The following is a 24,327-nucleotide window of genomic DNA, read 5'->3' on the forward strand; positions in this document are numbered from 1 at the left end:
TCGGTATCAACTTCCCGGCGTTATTGATTTACCGCAATTAATCACTTTCGTGAAACGTTTAGTTTCCCGGGCGCAAGCGAAGAGTGATTATTGAGGAAAGCAATGAACGTCAACCGCAGACAATTTTTCCGGATCTGCGCGGGCGGGATGGCAGGAACGACAGTCGCCGCATTGGGATTTGCCCCCAAAATGGCGCTGGCTCAGACGCGAAATTATAAATTACTGCGCGCGAAAGAGGTTCGAAACTCCTGTACGTACTGTTCCGTGGGTTGCGGGTTATTAATGTATAGCCTGGGCGATGGCGCGAAGAACGCCAAAGAAGCGATTTACCATATCGAAGGGGATCCGGATCATCCGGTCAGCCGTGGCGCGCTGTGCCCGAAAGGGGCGGGCCTGCTCGATTATGTCCACAGTGAAAACCGTCTGCGCTACCCGGAGTATCGCGCGCCGGGTTCTGACAAATGGCAGCGTATTAGCTGGGAAGAGGCATTTAACCGCATCGCCCGTCTGATGAAAGACGACCGCGATGCGCATTTTGTCGAAAACAACGCCGACGGTGTGAAAGTGAACCGCTGGCTCTCCACCGGGATGCTCTGCGCCTCGGCGGCAAGCAATGAAACAGGCATGCTGACGCAAAAATTTGTGCGCTCTCTCGGCATGCTGGCGGTAGATAACCAGGCGCGCGTCTGACACGGACCAACGGTAGCAAGTCTTGCTCCAACATTTGGTCGCGGTGCGATGACCAACCACTGGGTTGATATCAAAAACGCCAACGTGGTGATGGTGATGGGCGGCAACGCCGCTGAAGCCCACCCGGTCGGTTTCCGCTGGGCGATGGAAGCCAAAAACAACAATGACGCGACGCTTATCGTGGTCGATCCGCGCTTTACGCGCACGGCATCGGTTGCGGATATCTATGCGCCAATACGTTCCGGGACGGATATTACTTTCCTCTCCGGCGTGCTGCGTTACCTGATTGAAAACAATAAAATCAACGCCGAATACGTCAAACACTACACCAATGCCAGCTTGCTGGTACGGGATGATTTTGCCTTTGAAGATGGCTTATTCAGCGGCTACGACGAGCAAAAACGCCAGTACGACAAAACGACGTGGAACTACCAATTTGATGAAAACGGTTATGCGAAACGCGATGACAGCCTGACGCATCCACGCTGTGTGTGGAACTTGCTGAAACAGCACGTTGACCGCTATACGCCGGAAACGGTGGAAAACATTTGCGGTACGCCAAAAGCAGACTTCCTGAAAGTGTGCGAAGTGCTGGCCTCCACCAGCGCGGTGGACCGAACCACCACGTTTTTGTACGCACTGGGCTGGACGCAACACACGGTTGGTGCGCAGAACATCCGCACCATGGCCATGATCCAGTTGCTGCTCGGCAATATGGGCATGGCCGGTGGCGGGGTGAATGCCCTGCGCGGTCACTCCAATATTCAGGGGCTGACGGATCTGGGGCTGCTGTCGACCAGCCTGCCGGGTTACCTGACGCTGCCGTCGGAAAAACAGGCCGATCTGCAACAGTACCTGGCGGCGAACACGCCAATCGCGACGCTGCCGGATCAGGTGAACTACTGGAGCAACTACCCGAAGTTCTTTGTCAGCCTGATGAAATCCTTCTATGGCGATGCGGCGCAGCGCGAGAACAACTGGGGTTTCGACTGGCTGCCGAAGTGGGATCAGGCTTACGACGTCATTAAATACTTCAACATGATGTCGAAAGGCGAAGTCACCGGCTACATCTGCCAGGGCTTTAACCCGGTGGCCTCGTTCCCGGACAAAAACAAAGTTGTCAGCACCCTGAGCAAGCTGAAATACATGGTGGTTATCGACCCGCTGACAACAGAAACCTCCACCTTCTGGCAGAACCACGGCGAAATGAACGATGTCGATCCGGCATCCATCGCGACCGAGGTCTTCCGTCTGCCGTCCACCTGCTTTGCGGAAGAGGATGGCTCGATTGCCAACTCCGGCCGCTGGTTGCAGTGGCACTGGAAAGGCCAGGACGCACCGGGCGAAGCGCTCAACGATGGCGAAATTCTCGCCGGGATTTACCACCGTCTGCGCGAGATGTATCGCACGGAAGGCGGGAAAGGCGCAGAGCCGCTGCTGAATATGTCCTGGAATTACAGCCAGCCGCATAACCCGCATTCGGAAGAGGTGGCAAAAGAGAACAACGGTTACGCGCTGGCGGATCTTTATGACGCGAACGGGCAACTGCTGGTGAAAAAAGGCCAGTTGCTGAACAGCTTTGCGCTGCTGCGTGATGATGGCTCAACCGCGTCATCGTGCTGGATCTACAGCGGTAGCTGGACAGAGCAGGGTAACCAGATGGCCAACCGCGATAATGCTGACCCGTCCGGGCTTGGCAATACGCTGGGCTGGGCCTGGGCATGGCCGATGAACCGCCGCGTGCTTTATAACCGCGCCTCGGCGGATTTCCAGGGTAAACCCTGGGATGCGAAACGGATGCTTATCAAGTGGAACGGCGCGAAGTGGGTCGGCAACGATATCCCGGACTTCAACACCGCGCCGCCGGGCAGCAATACCGGGCCGTTTATCATGCAGCAGGAAGGTCTGGGTCGTCTGTTTGCCCTCGACAAACTGGCGGAAGGGCCATTCCCGGAGCACTACGAACCGATGGAAACGCCGCTGGGCACCAACCCGCTGCACCCGAATGTGGTTTCCAGCCCGGTTGTGCGTATCTACGAAGACGATGTGAAACGGATGGGGAAAAAAGATCAGTTCCCGTACGTTGGCACGACTTATCGTCTGACGGAGCATTTCCACACCTGGACCAAACACGCGCGGCTGAACGCCATTGCCCAGCCGGAGCAGTTTGTCGAAATCAGCGAAACGCTGGCGGCGGCAAAAGGCATCAGCAATGGCGATCGCGTGCGGGTCAGCAGCAAACGCGGCTTTATTCGCGCGGTGGCGGTAGTGACGCGTCGTCTGCGTACCTTGCAGGTGCACGGCCAGCAGGTGGAAACCGTGGGTATCCCGCTTCACTGGGGCTTTGAGGGCGTGGCGCAAAAAGGCTATATCGCCAATACCCTGACGCCGAATGTCGGGGATGCGAACTCACAAACGCCGGAATATAAAGCGTTTTTGGTCAATATCGAGAAGGCGTAAGGGCGCGAAATCATGGCTATGGAAACTCAGGACATTATTAAACGCTCTGCGACCAACCCCGTTACGCCGCCGCCGCATGCGCGTGACTACAAAGCGGAAGTCGCCAAGCTTATCGATGTTTCCACCTGCGTGGGCTGCAAAGCCTGCCAGGTGGCTTGCTCGGAGTGGAACGACATCCGCGATGAGGTGGGGCACTGCGTCGGGGTTTACGATAACCCCGCCGATCTCAGCGCCAAATCCTGGACGGTGATGCGTTTTAGCGAAACCGGGCAAAACGGCAAGCTGGAGTGGCTGATCCGTAAAGATGGCTGCATGCACTGCGCAGAGCCGGGCTGCCTGAAGGCCTGCCCGTCTGCCGGGGCCATCATCCAGTACGCGAACGGCATCGTCGATTTCCAGCAGGAGAACTGCATCGGCTGCGGCTACTGCATCGCCGGGTGTCCGTTTAACGTCCCGCGCCTCAATAAAGAGGATAACCGGGTCTATAAATGTACGCTGTGCGTGGATCGCGTCAGCGTCGGCCAGGAACCGGCGTGTGTCAAAACCTGCCCGACGGGTGCGATTCATTTCGGCACCAAAAAGGAGATGCTGGAGCTGGGCGAGCAGCGCGTCGAAAAGCTGAAAGCACGCGGCTACCGCAATGCGGGTCTTTATAACCCGCAGGGCGTTGGCGGCACACATGTGATGTACGTGCTGCACCATGCCGATCAGCCGCAGCTTTACCACGAACTGCCAAAAGATCCGCATATCGATACGGCAGTCGGGCTGTGGAAGGGCGTGCTGAAACCGCTGTCGGCGGCGGGCTTCCTCGCTACCTTTGCCGGTCTGATTTACCACTACATTGGCATCGGGCCGAATAAAGAAGTGGATGACGAGGAGGAGGACCATCATGAGTAAGTCGAAAATGATTGTGCGTACCAGGTTTGTTGACCGCGCCTGTCACTGGACGGTGGTTATCTGCTTCTTCCTGGTCGCCCTCTCCGGTATTTCGTTTTTCTTCCCGACGCTGCAATGGCTGACGGAAACCTTCGGCACGCCGCAGATGGGGCGCATCCTGCACCCGTTTTTTGGCGTGGTTATCTTCGTCGCATTGATGTTTATGTTCGTGCGTTTCGTGCATCACAACATCCCGGACAAGAAAGACTGGCCGTGGGTGAAAAATATCGTTGAGGTGCTGAAGGGTAACGAACACAAAGTGGCGAAGGTTGGTAAGTACAACGCCGGGCAGAAGATGATGTTCTGGACCATCATGAGCATGATGACCGTGCTGCTGGTGACCGGCATTATCATCTGGCGTCCATATTTTGCGCATTATTTCCCGATTCAGGTGATTCGCTACAGCCTGCTGTTGCATGCCACCTCGGCGATTATTTTGATCCACGCCATCCTGATCCATATGTATATGGCGTTCTGGGTGAAAGGCTCGATCAAAGGCATGGTGGAAGGGAAGGTAAGCCGCCGCTGGGCGCAAAAACATCACCCGCGCTGGTATCGCGATGTCGAACGCATGGAAGCCAAAAAAGAGAGCACCGAAGGCATCAAATAACGTACTCTCCGCTCCGGGCGCCCGTTCGGAGCGGTTTTTCGTCTTTCTCATCACCCCGCGAAAATGCCTGATGGCGCTTCGCTTATCATGCCTGGGCCACCCAACTTACCTGAATCTATGGATTAATGTGCCAGCCGGGGTATTTCAACTGGTCGGTTCGCCACTGTTGGTCAATAATGCGTGTCGCAATCTTTTAACAAGTGGTTAGTGGTATGAAAAAAACCGTTTTTTCGTTGGCACTTGCGACCTTTGGTCTGGGTATGGCGGAGTTCGGCATCATGGGCGTGTTAACCGAACTCGCGAACAATGTCGGCATTTCTATCCCGTCAGCGGGGCATATGATTTCCGCGTATGCCGCGGGCGTGGTGATTGGCGCGCCGATCATGGCGATGTTTTCCAGTCGTTTCTCCCTGAAAAACGTGTTGCTGTTTCTGGTGGCGCTCTGTCTTATCGGCAATGCGATTTTTACCTTCTCCAGTTCTTATTTGATGCTGATTATCGGGCGTTTGATCTCGGGTTTCCCTCACGGCGCTATCTTTGGCGTCGGGGCGATTATCCTGTCGAAAATTGCGCCGCCGGGCAAAGTGACGATGGCAGTTGCCGGAATGATTGCCGGGATGACGGTAGCTAACCTGATCGGCATTCCGTTGGGAACCTGGCTCGGCCACACCTTTAGCTGGCGCTACACCTTTTTGCTGATTTCGGTGTTTTTTGTGCTGGTCATTGTGTCGGTCATTTTTTGGGTGCCGGGTCTGTATGACAAAGCGCAAACCCGCCTGAGCGAGCAATTTCATTTCCTGAAAAAACCGGAGCCGTGGCTGATTTTCGCCGCCACCATGTTTGGCAACGCCGGGGTGTTTGCCTGGTTCAGCTATGTGAAGCCTTTTATGGTCAGCGTTTCCGGCTTCAAGGAAACCTCAATGACGCTGATCATGATGTTGATGGGGCTGGGCATGGTGTTGGGGAATATGTTCAGCGGCAGGTTATCGGTGACGTTCAGCCCGCTGCGCATTGCGGCGGCAACCGAGCTGGTGATTATGTTGTCGATGGTGGCGCTGTTTCTCTTTGGCGAGAGCAAAACCGGCGCGTTGTCGTTAGGTTTTCTCTGCTGCGCGGGCCTGTTTGCCCTTTCCGCACCGCTACAAATTTTGCTGCTGCAAAATGCAAAGGGCGGCGAGATGCTCGGCGCGGCTGGCGGGCAGATGGCTTTCAACTTTGGCAATGCGGTGGGCGCCTATTTTGGTGGGCTGATTATTACCTTCGGCTTTACCTATAGCTACCTGGCGCTACCCGCCGCGGTGTTGACCTTTGCGGCGATGTCATCGCTGCTGATTTATGGCTATCGTCGGGCAAAATACCCGTCGGAAAGGGTGGCGGAGCAGTAAAAATGCCGGATGGCGGCTAACATTCATCATCCTGTGGGGGCAATAGTATGGTGAAATGGTTCCGTTCACTAATAAATGGTGCCTTTATCAAACACTTATGCAGTGAACGGGATAAGGGGGACACCGCGTCCCCCTTATCAATCCCTGCGCCCCCGCAGGGAAATCGGTGCTTCGCACTGCGCTCACCTCCCGCGTGTCTGACTGCGGTCGGCTCGACTCGCCGTCCTGGCTCGGTTCGCCTCTGGCCGCCATCCCTGGCGTCCAGACCTTGTCATCCACACTTCGGTTCGCCGATTTCGGCGGGGGCTCAACCCCATCGCTGTGAGATTTGAGCTAATAAAACATTATGTGTAGCTGAAAGCGCCTTATCAGCCTATAAAACCATACGAATACGCGCGATCTCCTGTTGCCACTGTGCCTGAAGCTGTGGTTTTTGATGCTTCGCTTTACGCGCCTGATCCTCCGTCAGCCGCGTTTCCAGTTCGATTAACCGCTCCAGAAGGGCATCAATATCGTCCGGTGTTTCCGACAACGTGCGTTGCGGCGCGGGGGCAGTCGGCGCAACGCTAACGCTTTCCCGCAGGCGCTGATACACCGCTTCGACGTCGTGCCACTCGCTTAGCTCACCGTTTTCTACCAGCCAGAAACGGTTACAGCTACTGCTTATCAGTTGCCTGTCGTGGCTTACCAGCAGCACGCCGCCGGAAAACTGCGTTAATGTCTCCGCCAGCGCCTCTTTGCCTGCCATATCCAGATGGTTGGTTGGCTCATCGAGCATCAGCAGGTTAAAGCGCGCCAGCGACAGCCCGACAAACAACAAGCGCGAACGCTCGCCACCGCTCAGGGTCGCCACGCGCTGCCCGTGGCGCGCCCAGGCGAACCCGGCACTGATAAGCGCCATCTTGCGAACGTCCGGTGCCGGAGCAAACGGCTCCAGCGCGTCGAACAACGTCGCGTCATCCGCCAGTTGGTGCAGCGTCTGGTCGTAATAACCGGCGTTCAGCCGTGGATGCAGACGTAACGCTTCTTCACCCGCGTGCTGATACGCTCGCCAGATAAGGCGCAACAGCGATGATTTACCACAACCATTGCGCCCGAGGAGTGCCACCCGATCGCCGCTTTTCAGGCGGGCAAGGGGAACGCGAAACAGCGCGGGCAAACCCGGCGCAGGCGGAACCGGCAATTGTTCCATCTCCAGCAGACGGTCGGCCTGCAACGGCTCGCCGTGCAGCGCCAGTTGCCACGGGCTGCCGTCGGTCAGCGCGGTCTGGCTTGCTTTCAGACGTTCAACCTGGCGCTCCATCTGTTTTGCCTTGCGCGCCAGATCTTCGTTGTCGTATACACGCCCCCAGGTCGCCAGCCGTTTGGCGCTGGCAGTCACGCGGTCAATCTCCTTTTGCTCCGCTTTGCGGCGCAGGGCATCGCTCTCATCCCGCTCCGCCAGCGCCTGACGTGCGGCGGTGCAGGGAAGCGCAAAACTATGCAGCGTATGGTCGCGCAGGATCCAGGTCCCGTTGGTGACGGCATCGAGCAGGGCGGCATCGTGCGAGACCATCACAAAACTGCCGGACCAGTTTTGCAGAAACTGCTCCAGCCACAGCATGGTCGGCAAATCGAGGTGGTTACCTGGCTCATCCAGTAACAGCAGATCGGGTTCACGGATCAGCGCCCGCGCCAGCAGCAAACGGGTATGTTGTCCGCCGCTCAGGGTTGCGGCGGTCAGTTCTGTTTCCTGCGCACTCAGCCCCATCGAGGCCAGCAGCGATTCACCGCGCCAGCGCTGGCTTTCACGCTCGCTTATGGGCAACTGCGCCAGCACTGCATCAAGCAGCGTCATCGCGAGAAGTTCATCGGGCAAATGCTGTTCCACCCTCGCCAGCAGGCAGTGGTGCGCCAGCGTGACATTGCCGGAAAGCGGGGATAGCGAGCCATCCAGCAATTTTAGCAGGGTACTTTTGCCGCAGCCATTGTCGCCAATAAGCCCAAGGCGATCGCCTTTTTTCAGGGTGAAGGAGAGATCGGAAAATAACGGGCCGAAGGCCGTTTCAACACGGATTGATTGTGCAGCCAGTAATGTGCTCATTGCTTACTCAAGAGTTACAGGCGTGAAAACGCCTCGTCAAACATCGCTGACGATAACCCGGTAAGCCCAAGGGAAGGGAAAGTTATGCTTCGCTCAAGCCGAAGTTATCGCAGCACGATACCGATAACGCTTGAGCTGGCGCGATCGCCAAATGCATGTGAAAAGTTAAACAGTTCACAATACAGCATAAGAAGCCTCCTTTTATATTCAGTAAGTTGATGGGTGAGAAGGAGTTTAGCGAAGGAGTGAATATTTTACCAGCAGGGAAAAACCCGGAGCACGCGGCTCCGGGCGAGTGAGCGTTAAATCGAGGTCCGACGATAGCTGCGGTATTTCGGCTCCCAGAAGTTGTCATCAATGGCCTGTTTCAGCGCTTCGGCAGAGGTTTTCACCGCCACGCCTTGCTGCTGCGCCATTTTGCCCACCGCAAATGCAATGGCGCGCGAGACGGGCTGAATATCTTTCAGCGCAGGCAACACCAGACCTTCGCCATTGAGCAGCAGCGGCGAATACTCCGCCAGCGTTTCGCTTGCTGCCATCAGCATCTCATCGGTAATGCGTGACGCGCCGGACGAAATCACCCCAAGGCCGATGCCGGGGAAGATGTAAGCGTTGTTGCACTGGGCAATCGGGAAGGTTTTATCCTGCCACTGCACCGGCGCAAACGGGCTGCCGGTAGCGACCAGCGCCATGCCATTGGTCCAGCTAATGATGTCCTGCGGTGTGGCTTCGACGCGGGAGGTCGGGTTCGACAGCGGCATCACGATTGGGCGTGGGCAGTGTTTGTGCATTTCACGGATGATCTCTTCCGTAAACAGACCCGCCTGGCCGGAAACGCCAATCAGAATGTCCGGTTTTACGTTACGCACCACGTCGAGCAGGGAGATGGCTTCGTTTTGCGTGCCGATATCCCAGCCTTGCAGGTTTTCGCGTTTTTGCACCAGCGGCGTCTGGAACGACAGCAGGTTTGGCATTTCATCGGTCAGCAGACCGAAACGATCCACCATATAGACTTTCTGGCGCGCCGCTGCTTCAGTCAGCCCTTCGCGCTGGGTCTGGGCGATAATCTGCTCGGCAATCCCGCACCCGGCGGAACCGGCGCCGAGGAAGACAATTTTCTGGTTGCTGAGCTGGCTACCCGCCGCGCGGCTGGCGGCGATCAGCGTGCCGACGGTGACCGCCGCAGTGCCCTGAATATCATCATTGAAGGAGCAGATCTCGTCGCGATAGCGGTTCAGCAACGGCATGGCGTTTTTCTGCGCGAAATCTTCAAACTGCAACAGCACATCCGGCCAGCGATGTTTCACGGCCTGGATAAATTCATCAACAAAGGCGTAGTACTCTTCGCCGGTAATGCGCGGATGGCGCGAGCCCATATAGAGCGGATCGTTGAGTAACTGCTGATTATTGGTGCCGACGTCCAGCACCACGGGCAGGGTGTAAGCCGGGCTGATACCGCCGCAGGAGGTGTAAAGCGAGAGCTTGCCGATTGGAATCCCCATGCCGCCGATGCCCTGGTCGCCGAGGCCAAGAATGCGTTCACCGTCGGTAACGACAATCACTTTGATGTTGTGATTGGAGACGTTTTGCAGGATGTCATCCATGTTGCCGCGGTTCTGCCAGGAGATAAACACCCCACGGGCGCGGCGATAGATGTCTGAGAAGCGCTCGCACGCCCAGCCGACGGTAGGGGTGTAGATAACCGGCATCATCTCTTCGAGATGGTTTTCCACCAGGCGGTAGAAGAGGGTTTCGTTGGTGTCCTGGATATTGCGCAGATAGATGTGTTTATCAATATCGGTTTTGAAGCCCTGATACTGTAACCAGGCGCGTTCGGCTTGTTCTTCAATGGTTTCAACCACTTCCGGCAACAGACCCAGCAGGTTGAAACTGCTGCGCTCTTCAATGCTAAAGGCGCTGCCTTTGTTCAGCAGGGGAAACTCCAGCAACACCGGGCCGGCGTAAGGAATATATAACGATCGGTTTTTATTATGCCTGGCATTCATCTTACGGCTCCTTGAGAAACGAACACGCGCGGGGGGTGAGGTCGCACGCGGCTACAACGGCGGGCGCAATTATAAAGCATTGAAACGGCAAATACTTCCCATTCGCGGTATTCGGTTGTTGAATTTTTATCAAGGAGAGGTGGAGTTGGTGGATTAACGACGGAGTCTCACCGGAACCGGGAAACGTGATAGGCCTGATAAGGCGCTGCCGCCCTCAGGCATTCTGTTGGGTGGTGCTAACGCTTACCCGGCCTACAAAACGCCACTGAGTGGACGAGGAAAAACAAAACACCACCCCTGAGGGTGGTGCGGGAAAGGAACATTAGCCTGCGCGGCGGTGACGTCCGGAACGGTGAGCGACCACCGTCTCTTCCTGGTTGTCTTTGGTAACCACTTTACGGGTGTTAGACACTTTGTAATCCAGTCCCATGATATGACGTGCCTGACGGTTCGATTTCATGCTTACTCCTTAATCCAGTTTCGTGTTTCAAGGACAAGCCCGGTAAAGTGCCGGGCGAAATACAATCTCATCATTGCGCGGTATGTTTGCATACCGAACGATAATCCTCGGTTATCATGGCGCAAAGCGCAATCCCCAACGGCACTTTTAAGAACTCTCTCTGATCCCTGTGCGGTGCATCACGCTTTGCCGTATCAGCTACCGCCAAACACATGCACGGCGCGGTGCAGACGGGCGGCGCGTGCCGAGAGATCTTCTGCTGCATCGGTGACCTGTTCCACCATGCCGGTATTATTGTGCGTCATGGTGCCAATACGCGACACCGACTGATTAATCAGTTCCAGCGCCTGGGTCTGTTCATGGGTCGCAATGCCAATCTCTTTTATCATCGCGGACATCGTGATCACGCTGTCGATCATCGACGTCAGGTGCGTTTCCGTGCTGGCAACCATTCCGACACCGCTTTTCACGTTTGCCACGTTGTGTTCGATAAGCTTCTGGATCTCACGTGCCGCCGAGGCGGAGTGCTGTGCAAGATTGCGCACTTCGGTGGCGACGACGGCAAAACCGCGACCCGATTCGCCCGCGCGTGCCGCTTCCACCGCCGCGTTCAGCGCCAGGATATTGGTCTGGAAAGCGATGCTGTCAATGACGCCAATAATATCGACAATCTTGCTGTTATCGTCAGAAACGGCCTGCATCATGGCGATGGTCTCTTTCATGACATTGCCGCTCTCCCGGGCAGCGGCACTGGTTTCATCCGCGCGGCTCATCGCTTCTGCTGCGGTTTCCGCCGTCTGCTTCACCGCACTGGCAATTTCTTCCACTGCGGCTGCGGTTTCATGCAGATCGGCTGCGGTCTCCTCGGTGCGTTTTTGCAGGGATTCGCCCTCGCGGGAAATCTGCCCGCTGATGGTATGAATGCCGTTGATTTGCGCAGAAACATCGCCGACCAGCGAATTAAGATTCAGCCCGGACTGATTAACCAGCCGCATTAACAAGCCAATTTCATCGACGCGGTTAAAGTGGATAAATTCCGCTTTCCGCCCGGAGACAACTTTCTGCATTTGCGACAAAACAATTTTCAGTGGCTGAGAAATCTGGCGCTGCAAAAAAACAGAGAGCAGGCCTAAAATAATAATTGAGATAGCAGATTTTTCTGCGGCATTTAATGGCGAAAACTGTAATGCCACTAACAGTGCAGCGGTAATAATAGTGCCGAAATTGATGCGCTTTGAAACATTGATGCGTTGAAATAACGATAAAAATGAAAATAATCCCCGGCGGATCACCAGCCCTTTATAAAAACGGTGGCCCCGCACTTTATTTTCATTCACACGTTGATAAAGTTCGGCACTGGCCGCGACTTCTTCGCGCGAGGGAATATTACGCACCGAGATATAACCGGTGAGCTGTCCTTGTTGATACACCGGCGTTACGTTAGCGCGAACCCAGTAGTGATCGCCGTTTAAGCGGCGGTTTTTAACAATGCCCGTCCAGCTGTCGCCCTGCTGAATGGTGAACCACATATCACCGAAGGCGGCAGGTGGCATATCCGGGTGGCGAATAATATTATGCGCTTGCCCGGCAAGCTGCGCTTCCGTAAATCCGCTGGCGTCAATAAATGCCGAATTGGCATAAGTAATATGGCTTTCGGTATTTGTCGTCGACAATAATGTCGAGCCTTCGTTAAGTAAATGCTCTTTTTGTGTAACGGGCGTGTTAAGCTTCATAAAAACCCCACGATGGATCGCATCAATAAATGTGGCTGACGCAATAATGACCTTTTTTATTTATCGGCCAGTTGCTGTTGTTGTTATTACTTGTGCATTGTCCATAAACTTATCGAAAACGGAAAGTAGCTGCATTAACTATTTTTTTAGTCATGCTAATAACGCAGGGGATAAATATTGTTATGATTTTGCGAAAGAAAAAGGATTACCTAAACGCAAACCAGCGTTAAGTACATTCTTAAGCTAAATTAGTGGCGGGCGATGCGGGAAAGGGCAAAAAATACGCCATCGAAAATAGAAACATTAACATTGCAGGCTAACGAACAGGCGGCAGGGAAACCCGCCGCCGCGTGATTAATGGCTGAGAATTTGATCGAGGAACTGGCGGGTACGCGGGTGCGCCGGTTGCGTGAAGAAGGTTTCCGGCGCGGCGGATTCAACAATCCGGCCATCGGCCATCAAAATCACCTTGTCTGCCACCGTGCGGGCAAAACCCATTTCATGGGTCACCACAATCATCGTCATGCCGCTGTCAGCGAGATCGAGCATCACATCCAGCACTTCTTTGATCATTTCGGGATCCAGCGCCGAGGTTGGCTCATCGAACAGCATGATTTCCGGCTGCATACACAGGGCGCGGGCAATCGCCACGCGCTGCTGCTGACCGCCGGAAAGCTGCAACGGGAATTTATGCGCCTGGTTGGCGATATGCACTTTCTCCAGATAATGCATCGCCAGCTCGGTTGCCTGTGGGCGGCTCATCTTGCGCACCAGTGTCGGGCCGATAATCAGGTTATCCAGCACGCTGAGATGCGGGAAGAGATTAAACTGCTGAAACAGCATGCCGATGCTCAGACGGATCCGGCTGATATTGCGCACGTTGTCGTTCATTTCGATGCCGTTCACCACAATCTGGCCTTTTTGATGCTCCTCCAGCCGGTTGATGCAGCGGATCAGCGTCGATTTCCCGGAACCAGAAGGGCCGCAAATCACTACGCGCTCGCCTTTATTCACGCTGAGTGAGACATCGTCCAGCACCTGGAATTTCCCGTACCATTTGCTGACGTGAGAGAGTTGAATGACAGCATCATCCGGGGCGGTTGTTGTTTGCATCAGGAAACTCCTTCAGGGTTGCGGCTGGCGTCAATGCGTCCTTCTACCCACACCGCATAGCGGGAAAGCAAAAAGCCAAACAATAAGTACAAACCGGCAATAAACACATAGGTTTCAATGTAGTAGCGCCGCCACTGCGGATCCTGCATTACTGCCGTGGTTGCCGTCAGCACATCAAACAGGCCGATGATTATCACAAACGAGGTGTTTTTCATGGCCGCAATAATATGGTTGGTCACCGCAGGCAGGCAGATGCGCAGCGCCTGCGGCAGAATAATTTTGGTGGTGGTGTGCCAGTAGCCAAGATTAAGCACCGCCGCCGCTTCATACTGCCCGCGCGGCACGGACTGCAAGCCGCCGCGAATCACCTCCGCCTGGTAACAGGCGAAAAACAGCGCAATGCCGACGATAATGCGCAGCAGTTTGTTGACTTCCATATCCGGTGGCAAAAACAGCGGAAAGACATTCACCGCCACAAACAAAATCGTAATCAGCGGCACGCCGCGCAGCCCTTCAATAAACGTCACGGAAAGGCCGCGTAAGAAAGAGAGCGGCGAACGGCGACCCAGCGCCAGAATGACCGACACCGGCATACCGATAATAACCGTGCCGGAAAAGAGCAGCAGCGTCAGCGGCAGGCCGCCCCAGTCCGACGAGGGAACGGATTTCAGCCCAAACAGCCCGCCGCTCATCAGCAGCGACATCGCCGCCAGCGACACAATCCACAGCGGCCAGAGCACGCGCGAATGCCAGCAGATGGGCGACAGCGTTAAGCCAATGGTGACAAACCACACCAGCATCGCCAGCGCCGGTCGCCACTGCTCGTCGTAGGGGTAAAGGCCAAACAGGATCGGGCGATATTTTTCACTAATCACCGCCCAGCACGCACCCGCTGCGGCGCGGCACTGTTCGGCGCTGCCGCTAAACCCCACGGCATTGATAACGCCCCAGCGCAGCAGCGATGAACCCACCCACACCAGCAGCGTTAACAGCACCAGCGTCAGCACCGTCTGGGCGGGGCTACTGAATAAATGGCGTCGCAGCCAGAAAAGCACGGCGTTTTGCATCACAGATCCTTAGCGCTCTTTAATGGCGACGTAGCGGTTAAACAGGTTCATCAGCAGCGACGTGGTGCCGCTGATAATCAGGTACACCACCATCATAATGGCGATGGCTTCGAGCGCCTGGCCGGTCTGGTTCATCAGGGTATTACTGATATTCGCCAGTTCCGGGTAACCCACGACCACGGCTATCGAGCTGTTCTTCGCCAGGCTGACATACTGGCTCGCCAGCGGCGGCACCATGACGCGCATCGCCTGCGGAATAATCACATGGCGCATCACATGCCATGGCGAGAATGACAGGGCGCGCGCCGCTTCCAGTTGACCTTTCGGCACCGACTGAATGCCCGCGCGGACGATCTCGGCAATAAACGACGACGAGTAGAGCGCAATGCCCAGCAACAGCGCGGTGAATTCAGGGCTGATGGTAAAGCCGCCTTTGAAGTTAAACCCGCGCAGTTCCGGGTGATTGAGGGCATGAGGCGCACCGCAAACCAGCCATACCAGCAACGGCAGGGCGATGATCAACGCCAGACGAAGGCGACCGACCGGCAGCAGTTTCCCGTGCAGCTCGCGTAAACGACGCGCCAGCCGGGAGAGCAGCGCGCTCAACACGAAAGCAACGAGCAGGGCGACCAGCGTCCACAGCCAGCCGCTGTCGGCCGCCGGAACGGTAAAGGTCAGCCCGCGGTTGGTTAAGAAGCCGCCCGGCAGTTCAATCGCGCCGCGCGGTGAGGGCAGGTTACGGATCACGACCGACCAGAAAATCACCTGCAAAATCACCGGTACGTTACGCAGAAGTTCGACGTAGGTGACGCATACTTTTGCCAGCAGCCAGTTTTTGGACACCCGGCCAATGCCGACCATAAAACCGAGCACCGTCGCCAGCACAATGCCGCACAGCGTGACATACAGCGTGTTGAGCAGCCCGACCAACACCGCGCGGGCGTATGTGTCGCGTGGGGTGTACTCAATCAGCGTTTCGCCAATGGCGAACTGGGCGCTTTGCTGTAAAAAGCCGAATCCGGTGGCAATACGCTGCGCGCGCAGGTTGTCCACCACATTGCTGTAGAGCCAGTAACTAAAGCCAATCAGCAGGAGCGCCAGCAGAAGCTGGTAGCTCCAGCCGCGTACGGTTTTGCTGCCGAAGAAACGGAACACGGCGCTGGCCCCGGCGTTGTCAGTCTGTTTCATCATTATTATTACGATCTTGCAGGTGTGTAGGCCCGGTAAGCGAAGCGCCACCGGGCGAATCAGGAAGACTCAATGATCAACGGATCGGCAGACCGTACAGCAAGCCACCTTTGTTCCATTGATTATTCAGGTCACGATCCAGCGGTTCAGCGCTTTGCGGGCCAAAGTGGCGGTTATAGATATCGCCATAGTTACCCACCTGTTTGACAATGTTGTACACCCATTTGTCATCCAGCCCGAGCTTCTGCCCGAAACCGCCCGTCACTCCGAGCAGACCCTGCACATCCGGGTCGGCGGATTTCACTTGCTGGTCAACATTGCTCTGGTTGACGTTCATCTCTTCGGCGTTGAAGGTGGCGTAAACCACCCATTTCACAATGTCATACCACTGGTCATCGCCTTTACGCACCGCCATCGCCAGCGGCTCTTTGGAATAGATACCGGGCAGAATGATATGGTCTTCCGGTTTTTCTGCATCAAAGGTCTTGATGCCCGGCAGCGCCACTTTATCGCGGGCGATAACATCGCAACGCCCGGCCAGATAGGCCGCGACATACTCTTTATTGTTCTCAATCACCACCGGGGTGTAGTGCATATTGCGCGACGCGAAGATCTGCGCCACGTTCTGCTCGGTGCTGCTGCCCGGCGTGATGCAGACCGTTGCGCCGTCAAGATCCTCGACCTTTTTCACGCCGCTATTGGCGCGCACCATAAAGCCGGTACCGGTGTAAAAATTTGGCGGCGCGAAGTTCAGCCCCAGCGACACATCGCGGGTTAACGAAGCGGTAATATTGCGCGACAGCACATCGACTTCGCCGGACTGAATAGCCGGGAAGCGCTGAGCGGTGGAGAGCGGGGTAAAGCGCACTTTGGACGCATCACCAAATACCGCAGCGGCCAGCGCGCGACAAAAATCGACATCCAGACCTTCCCACTGACCTTTGCTGTTAATGGCGGCAAAGCCGTGACGGGCAGGGTGAACACCGCACACCAGCTCACCGCGGGCTTTTATTTTCTTCAGCGTGTCGCCGCTGGTGGTCGGGGCATTTTCCGCCTGGGCGGACATCATCAGGCTGCCCAGCGCCAGCAGCAACACTGACGCGGCAAGGTGAGTTTTTTTCAGCATGGCCGATCCTTTTTATAAGTTGCTATCAGATTAATTCACTGTATTTATTACGGTTTTACGACTGAGTTCGTTTGTATACCTATGTTCGCTATCCATAGCGGTTTTGGCAAAGAACGAATTTAATTAAGCATATGCAAAAGTTAGTGCAGCCAGCCGCGCACGCCTTGCCACAGCAGTTGCGCGCTGAGCAGGATCATGGTGAGGCGAAACAGCACGCGAAACAGCCGCTCCGGCACATTGTCCAGCACGCGCGTACCGAGCCAGGTGCCGAGCGCACCGCTGATAATCATCGCCGCCAGCACCGGTAACCAGTTCGCCCAGGCAAAACCCATCAGTCCGAAGGCGAGGATCTTCAATCCGTGCTGTAACACCATGCAGGTAGCGTGTGTCGCAATCAGCGGCTGGCGTTTTAACCCCTGCGAGCTGATAAGCCCGGCGACCATTGGCCCGGTCGCGCCAACAATCATCGTGCCGATACTGCTAAGACCGCCGCCGATAATAAAAATCGGGCGGCTCATGGGTTTTTGCTCACCGCGTTTACGCAGTACCGACCAGAGAATAAACAGCCCCAGCGCGATACGCGCAATGCTGTCCGGGATGAGAGCGGCAACCGGTGCGCCGAGAGCAATGCCCACGGCGCTGCCGAGCAAAAACCACAGCACCAGCGGCCACACTACATACATACGCTGAATGAGCGTGCGGCTCAGATTCGACCCCAGTTGCACCATGCCGTGAACCGGCATCAGGCTGCTGACCGGCATGCCTAGCCCCATAATTGCCAGCAGCGCTGTGCCGCCGCCCAGCCCCATTGCCGCCGTCAGCGCGGAGGTCAAAAAACTGCAAAACACCATCACCCCGGCAAACAACGGGGAAATCTCTGGAGGGATCCAGCTCATGTTCATTTCCGTTTATTGATAATCATCGCGCAGCAAACGTTGATACAGCGCCTGCGCGGCGTCCTTTGACAGTACGCGGCTGGCGCAATCGAGAAACTTCTGTTCAATCAAATTATCCGGCAACGGGAGAGCCGGGCTGGAGCCGCGCGCACCGGCCACGCGCTGGCTGAACAGCCGCCCATCGGTAGTGGTCATCGTGACAAAGGCGCTGTGCGTAATTTCTTCATCATGTTTATCGAGTGTCACCTTATGCATAAGTGTCTGCGTCACAGGGTCGTTAAAACGCGTCTCGTCGATAAAATCATCCAGCGTCAGCGTGCCGGTAACGAAGGCGCGCGCCACGCAGTAATGCAGGCTGAACTTGCCGGCCAGCGGGTTGGCTGGCTTAGGGATATTGATATGCGGGAAGCGAATCGGGTGCACCTTCACCGCAATACTGGCGATGGTTTCCGGTTGCAGTCCGGTTTCCTCCCGCAGCGCCAGCACGCCGTCGAGTGGCGACAAAATAGCGTAGCAGCAGGGGAAGTATTTGTAGTTGTTACTCTTCACGGTATCGAGAATAAACGGCGTTACCGCCCAGCGTTCCGTCAACGGCTGCGGATCGACATTTTCTTTACCGTTAAAGACATGGAAATAGCCCTGCTGATGTTCAAAAGCGGTCGCCCCGGCGCTGAAACCCTCTTTCGCCAGTTTGCAGGCCATTACCGCGCTGCGTGCCGCCTGGCCGACTACCAGCGCTTTGGTTTCACTGCCGAAATTCGATTTAATGCCCGACGCCAGCGAGGCGGTCATCGCCAGCGCCGTGGCGGTTTGTTCTTCATTAAGATCCAGCACCACTGCGCAGGCCGCCACACCGGCAAAAACGCCGACGGTGGTGGTCGGGTGCCAGCCGTGGCGATACTGGAACGGGCTGACTGCTTTGCCCATGCGCACGGCGGTTTCATACCCGGTGATATAAGCTCGCAGCAGCGCCTCGCCATTTATTTCCCGCTCATCCGCCAGTGCCAGCAGCGCAGGCAATACCGCCACGGAGATATGGCCGTGCAGCCAGGAGTTGGAATCATCGAAATCGAGCAGATGAGCAGCGACACCGTTTAACAGCGCGGCATCTAACGCGTTAAGCCGCAGATCGGTGCCGAAAACGCGGCTGTAGCCGCTGGCCGCGGTGGGGACAATAACCGCACGCAGTTTTTCCGCGCCGGATTGCGCGCCGCCTGCAAGGGTCACGCCTAACGTATCAATAATCGCGGTGCGCGCCTGGGCGTAAGCCGCCTCGGGAAAATCCTGCCGGGAAAACGCCAGCAGATTACCGGCCAGTTGTCGGGCAATGGTCATGAACAGATTTCCTGTGCCAAAGAAGAATTAATGGTCGCCGGCAAGCAGCCCGGTGATGCGCGCCAGAGATCCTGGACGTTCAAAGTGTAGCGCCGCGTCATAGAGTTCTGCGCTGCGCGCTTCGCCCAGTTGCGGGATAGTGAGGGCGTCAAATTTGGCGCGTAACTCTTCATCGCTAAGGGGATTTTGCGCGTGGCCGCGATAAACATCAGTGTGGGCGTGCAGTACGCTGCCGTCGTCCAGCCAGACATCGAGAAACGCTGAGCTGGCCGACTGGCCGTCCACGGCTTCCACTTCAAGCAGCGGCAGCAGCGCGCGCGGGCGCGGATCGTCGACGGTGGCCTGGGTGAAATCGGTATCGGTCAGCCCGTAGCCGCACAGGGAAAGGGCGATGCAGTGAGGAATGCTGAATTTACTCTCCAGCGGCGTGCGCGGGTTCATGATCCCGGCATTGACCATGCCCATCGGGTGCACTTTCGCCGCGATGCGGGTGATGGTGCGCCCCTGAAGTTGCGGGTAGAGTTTGCGCGCGGTTTCAATGGAAGCATGCGTGCCGCGACAACTGGCATAGAGCTTATAGCCGTTGGTTAACAGCTCCCAGCTTTCGCCAAAATCGAGGGGAGGGATTTCTGCACTGCCGTCCTGGATAAAGATTTTTACCCAGCCGTCAGCTTCATAAAAATGGTGCGCGCCGACAAAATTTTCCGCGGCCAGCTGTGCGGAGAGAATGCCGTCCATTGCGGCCTTTCCAGCGTGAAACGGTTTGCCGTGCGTGCCGGAGGATTTCTGCAAGCCGCCCATCATGGTCGCCGCGGCGCCAAGGGCGTTTCGCACTTGTTCTTCACTCAGTTGCAATATTGATGCGGCAACGGCTGCCGCACCCGCGCGACCAACAACAGACGTGGGATGAAAGCCCCGGCGTTGCAGGTTGCGCCCGACGCCCGGTACCCAGCCGCCGCCGAGTTTTGCCATCACTTCAAACCCGACAATAAATGCGCGTAGCACCTGTTCTTCTTCTACCGGATGCGCCTGCGCTATTGCCAGCGCCGCTGACCAACACGGGCCGCCGGGGTGGCCTGCGCCCGCAGGGTGGGTGTCATCGTAATCCGCTGCGTGTGCCATGGTGGCATTGACTAACGCGGCGAGAGCAGGCGTGGTGGTGCCTGAGAGGAAAATACGCGCCTCGCCGCTGGCGTTCCAGGTTTTTGCTACCTGGCGCACCGCGTTAACCGCGTCATCATTGACCGCGCCGAGGGCAACGCCCAGGTAATCAATCAGCGCGCGTTTGGCTTCATGGCGCACGGCGGGCGGGACGTTCAGGTGGTGCGCCTGGCTGATAAACCGGCTGAGCTGTTCTCCCCGGGTGAATGCAACTTCGGCTTTATTTGTCATTATGAAACAAGAGTTCCCTGATGTTGGCTTGTGAATAAGAAGCCATAATTACGCTTTGTCTTTTTATGAATTCATTTGTATACAATGGATATAAAGTAACCATAGCAGCGTTTCTTAAAACGTCAAAAGATGTTTTTTGGATAAGCTAAGAACAAAAAAAGCAAAAGCAGCACAGTTACTGTGGCAAGATGTGCCACGGCATGCTGCATCCCTCTTTGACTTTATAAATGAACGGAGTGTTGAAAGTTGAGATCCACGGGTCGCGATACGGGCACAACGCCCTTTGAAATTTTGCTTTCCGCCATTGAAGCAGGGGAACTGCTGCCGGGCGAGCGTTTGCAGGAAACGCGCCTGGCAGAACAGTTTGGGCTGAGCCGCACACCGATTCGTGAAGCGCTGCACCGCCTGCAAACCCTTGGCCTTGCCGAACCCGGCCCTCAGCGCGGGTTGATGGTGGCGCAACTGAGTTATGAACGTCTGCGCCAGTTGTTTGATGTGCGCGAAGGGCTGGAGCGACTGGCGATGGATCTGGCCGTCAGCGCCGCGTCGGATGCGGAAATCGCGCTGTTACAGGAGATGGTACACACCGAAGCGTCGCTCACCGACAGCAAAGCGCTACACGATCACAACCGCATGTTTCACCGTCAGATTTATCGCGCCACGCACAATCCCTATCTGAATGAGATGCTGGACAACCTGCGTATTCATCTGTCGCTGTTGCGCAGCACCACCTATGAATTAAAAGAGCGCACGGAAGAGGCAAAACGCGAACATCAGGCGATTGTCGATGCGCTGGCGCGTCGTGACCGCGTAGCTGCGCAGGAAGCGGCCTGCCAGCATATCCGCAACGGATATCGCGCCCGTCTGGCGATTTTAAGCCAGCGAGAACGCTAACAGATTACCCCTTAATCGGCGGACGAGAGTTTTACAAAATTGCTAGACTTCCGGGATGGCATCATCCATTCGGGTTTTGTGTGGGCATTCTGAGGGTAGCATTGCGTGTTAGCCACTTTGATTTACCGGAGCCGACTGAACCGGGCATTAGTTCCCTCTCAACTGACTGATCTTGTCGAACGAGCAAGCCTGAACAACGCGGCGTTGCAGGTGACGGGTATTTTACTGTTCGACGGCGAGCACTTTTTACAGGTGCTTGAGGGACCACTGGCCTCAGTAAACAGCGTTTTCGAACGCATCAGCACCGATCCGCGTCATAGCAATATCGTCGAGTTAATGCGCGATTTTGCGCCGCGCCGCCGCTTTGTCGATCGCGGTATGGTGCTGTTCGATTTGCAGACACTGCGTCCGGCTGCCGTTCTACGCGCTATCCTCCGCTTTGGCACCCTGAAATACAATCTGGCGAGCAACGATCGGGTCTACAAATTTATCCGCCATTTTATCGCCTCACCGAATACCAATGGCGGAGTACGTAACACGTCACCTGAAGAGTGGCGTTTCACCCTGAAAACCTCACCGTTCGCCAGCGAAACATTGCCTGCTTTTCCCAATCAGCCCTGTCAGTTTGCCTTCCAGCCGATTATTGAACCGTTACGGGGGAAAATCTCCTCACTCGAAGCGCTGATCCGTGGGCCAAACGGCGGCAGCCCGCAGGACTATTTCGCCACTATTGCGCCAGATAAACTGCATGAAGCCGATCTCGCCTCGAAAGGCTGGGCGCTGGCAATGGCGCGCCGTCTGGGGATTGGTAACCACAAAATCGCCATCAATTTACTGCCGATGTCGCTGGTTAAAATCCCCGGCGCGGTGGATTTTCTGCTTGAACAGATAAGGCTTAATCAGCTTGATCCGGGGCAGATCATCGTCGAAGTAACCGAAGATGAAGTGATTTCCGGTTACGAAGAGTTTACCTGGGCGATCCGCCAGTTACGCGCGGCCGGGATTGGGCTGGCGATTGATGACTTCGGCTCCGGCTTTGCTGGCCTGTCGCTGCTGGCAAAATTTCAGCCGGACAAACTGAAAATCGACCGCACCCTGGTGACTGATATCCATCTGCATGGCCCGAAGCAGGCGATTGTTAAAGCGATTCTCGAATGCTGCGCTGAACTGCAAATCAGCGTGGTGGCTGAAGGCGTTGAGAAAGTGGAAGAGTGGTGCTGGCTTGAAGCCGCTGGCGTTGAGCGTTTCCAGGGATTTTTGTTTGCCCGCCCGGCGCTTAACGGTGTGCCACCGATCAACTGGCCTGAGCGCCTCGATTGCCTTTAACGTCGCCGGTTTGGCTTATAAATCGTCACGCTTCTATGCTTAAAACAGGCAAAGGATGTAATTAGGGGCAAGGGCCGTCGATGAACGTCAAAAAGCAGGTAGCGCGGGCCCTGGCGCTCGATTCTTCCCTCGGGCGCAGCATCACCTTTTTTATGGTGGCATTGCTGGTGGCGGGTGTGGCAACCAGCACCTGGACGCTGACCCGTTCGTGGGAGCGGGCTGTCTCGGACATCGAGCGGGATGCGATTAACTTATCGGTTTCACAGGCACGCCAGGCGGAAGATACCTTTTTGCAGGCCGAGCTAGTGCTGCGCGATATCCGCCGCAATCTGTCAGCGGATACCGTCAATCTTGATACTTACCTCGCCGAGCTAAAATCCCGCTTACCGCAACTGCACGGGCTGTTTGTGTATGACGCCCAGGGCAATATGAAAGCCACCTCGTTTGGCAAAATCCCGTTAATGTCGAACAACAGCGATCGCGAATATTTTGTTTACCATCGCCGTAATGGCCACGGCGGCATTCATATCGGGCATGTGATCCGTAGCCGGTCTACCGGCGATCTGGTTATCCCGGTCTCGTTACGCATCAGCGATGCGTCCGGCGGCTTTGCGGGGGTGCTGCTGGCAACGGTCAATATCGACTATTTCCGCCATTTTTACGCCTATTTTGAATTACAAAACCGTGACTTGCTGGCCCTGATCAATATCGATGGCTCGGCGTTATATGTGCGCCCGTACGGCGATGAAGTCATCAATCGCAATCTTTCCTCGAGCCCTTTATTTACCCGCGAACTGGCAAAAAAAGATCGCGGCAACGCGACCTGGGTTTCCACACTGGATCATGTTGAGCGCACTTACGGTTTTGCGCGTCTGGAACGTTACCCGCTGGTGGTTGCCGCCGGGTATGACAAACCCGCGCTGTGGGAAAACTGGTTAAAAGACAGCCTGCCGGATCTGGTACTGAATGCCATGTTGTTACTGGGCACGCTACTGATGGGGTCGATTGTTTTTCGTCAGGTACGCCTGAATGTACGCAACCAGACAGAGCTCGCCATGCTGCGGGATGAACTGACCAGCATTAACCATACGCTGCAATTGATGGCGCTAGCCGACGGCCTGACCGGGCTTGCTAACCGCCGCCAGCTCGATCTGTTTTTAAGCACAAGCCTGAAAGCATCTGCCATCACGCAAAAACCGGTGGCGCTGATCATGATCGATATCGACTACTTCAAACGCTATAACGATTTCTATGGTCACGTCGCCGGGGATAACTGCCTGCGTCGGGTGGGGGAAATTATCCAGAAGCTGAAACTGCGCCAGAGCGATTTGATTGCCCGGTACGGCGGCGAAGAGTTCGCGATTATTTTGCCGGATACCGGCCCGGAAGCCGCACTGAGCGTGGCGCGCCAGGCGGTCGCTGCCGTGCACAATGCGCAAATCCCCCATGTGAACACCAGCGGACCGGAGAGTATTGTCACCATCAGCGCCGGGTGTTACAGCATTATTGCCGATCAGAATTTCGATGACGCTATCCGGTTGAAAGAGGGGGCGGATAAAGCGCTCTATCAGGCCAAAATTGAAGGGCGCAACCGGGCGGTAGCCGCCACGCAGTAGGCATTTTATCG

At 56.0% G+C, this 24,327-nt stretch carries 18 protein-coding genes; 7 read left to right on the forward strand and 11 right to left on the reverse strand.

Annotation, left to right across the window (positions count from 1 at the left end):
* The first annotated feature begins 102 nt into the window (after positions 1-102).
* The 4 genes from fdnG (at position 103) to araJ (ending at position 6,081) form a co-directional block, all read left to right on the forward strand.
* The gene (gene fdnG, locus Q5705_01885; GenBank protein ID WLI77337.1) at positions 103-3,150 is read left to right on the forward strand and encodes a formate dehydrogenase-N subunit alpha; all 3,048 of its coding nucleotides are present in this window, start codon (positions 103-105) and stop codon (positions 3,148-3,150) included.
* Positions 3,151-3,162: 12 nt separating this feature from the next.
* The gene (gene fdxH / locus Q5705_01890) at positions 3,163-4,047 is read left to right on the forward strand and encodes a formate dehydrogenase subunit beta (protein WLI77338.1); all 885 of its coding nucleotides are present in this window, start codon (positions 3,163-3,165) and stop codon (positions 4,045-4,047) included.
* Positions 4,040-4,696 (forward strand): formate dehydrogenase-N subunit gamma, encoded by a 657-nt coding sequence (gene fdnI / locus Q5705_01895; protein WLI77339.1) that lies wholly within the window; start codon positions 4,040-4,042, stop codon positions 4,694-4,696. Before fdxH ends, fdnI begins: the two co-directional genes overlap by 8 nt.
* A 212-nt stretch (positions 4,697-4,908) precedes the next feature.
* Positions 4,909-6,081: an MFS transporter AraJ gene (araJ, locus tag Q5705_01900; protein ID WLI77340.1), complete on the forward strand. Its 1,173-nt coding sequence runs from the start codon at positions 4,909-4,911 to the stop codon at positions 6,079-6,081.
* A 373-nt stretch (positions 6,082-6,454) separates the two neighbouring features.
* On the opposite strand, the gene Q5705_01905 is transcribed toward araJ, so the two are convergent.
* The 11 genes from Q5705_01905 to Q5705_01955 all read right to left on the reverse strand — a co-directional run bounded on the left by Q5705_01905 (position 6,455) and on the right by Q5705_01955 (position 20,480).
* Complete coding sequence (locus Q5705_01905; protein ID WLI77341.1) at positions 6,455-8,164, reverse strand: ABC-F family ATP-binding cassette domain-containing protein; 1,710 nt, start codon at positions 8,162-8,164, stop codon at positions 6,455-6,457.
* 302 nt (positions 8,165-8,466) lie between these two features.
* Positions 8,467-10,170, reverse strand: a complete 1,704-nt coding sequence (locus Q5705_01910; GenBank protein WLI77342.1) for an NAD-dependent malic enzyme — start codon at positions 10,168-10,170, stop codon at positions 8,467-8,469.
* 322 nt (positions 10,171-10,492) lie between these two features.
* Positions 10,493-10,630 carry a stationary-phase-induced ribosome-associated protein gene (gene sra, locus Q5705_01915; protein ID WLI77343.1) on the reverse strand — a complete coding sequence of 46 codons (138 nt, stop codon included), beginning with the start codon at positions 10,628-10,630 and terminating at the stop codon, positions 10,493-10,495.
* Positions 10,631-10,824: 194 nt separating this feature from the next.
* Positions 10,825-12,363: a methyl-accepting chemotaxis protein gene (locus tag Q5705_01920; GenBank protein ID WLI77344.1), complete on the reverse strand. Its 1,539-nt coding sequence runs from the start codon at positions 12,361-12,363 to the stop codon at positions 10,825-10,827.
* A gap of 354 nt (positions 12,364-12,717) precedes the next feature.
* Positions 12,718-13,476, reverse strand: a complete 759-nt coding sequence (locus Q5705_01925; GenBank protein ID WLI77345.1) for an amino acid ABC transporter ATP-binding protein — start codon at positions 13,474-13,476, stop codon at positions 12,718-12,720.
* Positions 13,476-14,543: an amino acid ABC transporter permease gene (locus Q5705_01930; GenBank protein ID WLI77346.1), complete on the reverse strand. Its 1,068-nt coding sequence runs from the start codon at positions 14,541-14,543 to the stop codon at positions 13,476-13,478. The genes Q5705_01925 and Q5705_01930 overlap by 1 nt, the downstream gene beginning before the upstream one ends.
* A 9-nt stretch (positions 14,544-14,552) precedes the next feature.
* A complete protein-coding gene (locus Q5705_01935) occupies positions 14,553-15,734 on the reverse strand; it encodes an ABC transporter permease subunit (GenBank protein ID WLI77347.1) in 1,182 nt (393 codons plus the stop codon).
* 73 nt (positions 15,735-15,807) lie between these two features.
* Positions 15,808-16,857 (reverse strand): amino acid ABC transporter substrate-binding protein, encoded by a 1,050-nt coding sequence (locus tag Q5705_01940; protein ID WLI77348.1) that lies wholly within the window; start codon positions 16,855-16,857, stop codon positions 15,808-15,810.
* Positions 16,858-16,997: 140 nt separating this feature from the next.
* Positions 16,998-17,759 (reverse strand): sulfite exporter TauE/SafE family protein, encoded by a 762-nt coding sequence (locus Q5705_01945; protein WLI77349.1) that lies wholly within the window; start codon positions 17,757-17,759, stop codon positions 16,998-17,000.
* 6 nt (positions 17,760-17,765) lie between these two features.
* Entirely contained in the window at positions 17,766-19,088 is a 1,323-nt protein-coding gene (locus tag Q5705_01950; protein ID WLI77350.1) for an MmgE/PrpD family protein, read from the reverse strand.
* A gap of 27 nt (positions 19,089-19,115) precedes the next feature.
* Positions 19,116-20,480 (reverse strand): MmgE/PrpD family protein, encoded by a 1,365-nt coding sequence (locus Q5705_01955; protein ID WLI77351.1) that lies wholly within the window; start codon positions 20,478-20,480, stop codon positions 19,116-19,118.
* Positions 20,481-20,726: 246 nt separating this feature from the next.
* Between Q5705_01955 and Q5705_01960 the strand changes: the two genes are divergently transcribed.
* From Q5705_01960 to Q5705_01970, 3 genes are all read left to right on the forward strand, one after another.
* The gene (locus tag Q5705_01960; GenBank protein ID WLI77352.1) at positions 20,727-21,374 is read left to right on the forward strand and encodes a GntR family transcriptional regulator; all 648 of its coding nucleotides are present in this window, start codon (positions 20,727-20,729) and stop codon (positions 21,372-21,374) included.
* Between the two features lie 105 nt (positions 21,375-21,479).
* The gene (locus Q5705_01965) at positions 21,480-22,700 is read left to right on the forward strand and encodes a diguanylate phosphodiesterase (GenBank protein ID WLI77353.1); all 1,221 of its coding nucleotides are present in this window, start codon (positions 21,480-21,482) and stop codon (positions 22,698-22,700) included.
* Positions 22,701-22,780: 80 nt separating this feature from the next.
* Positions 22,781-24,316: a sensor domain-containing diguanylate cyclase gene (locus Q5705_01970; protein ID WLI77354.1), complete on the forward strand. Its 1,536-nt coding sequence runs from the start codon at positions 22,781-22,783 to the stop codon at positions 24,314-24,316.
* Positions 24,317-24,327 lie beyond the last annotated feature (11 nt).

The organism is Kosakonia sp. H02 (assembly GCA_030704225.1).
GTDB lineage: Bacteria > Pseudomonadota > Gammaproteobacteria > Enterobacterales > Enterobacteriaceae > Kosakonia.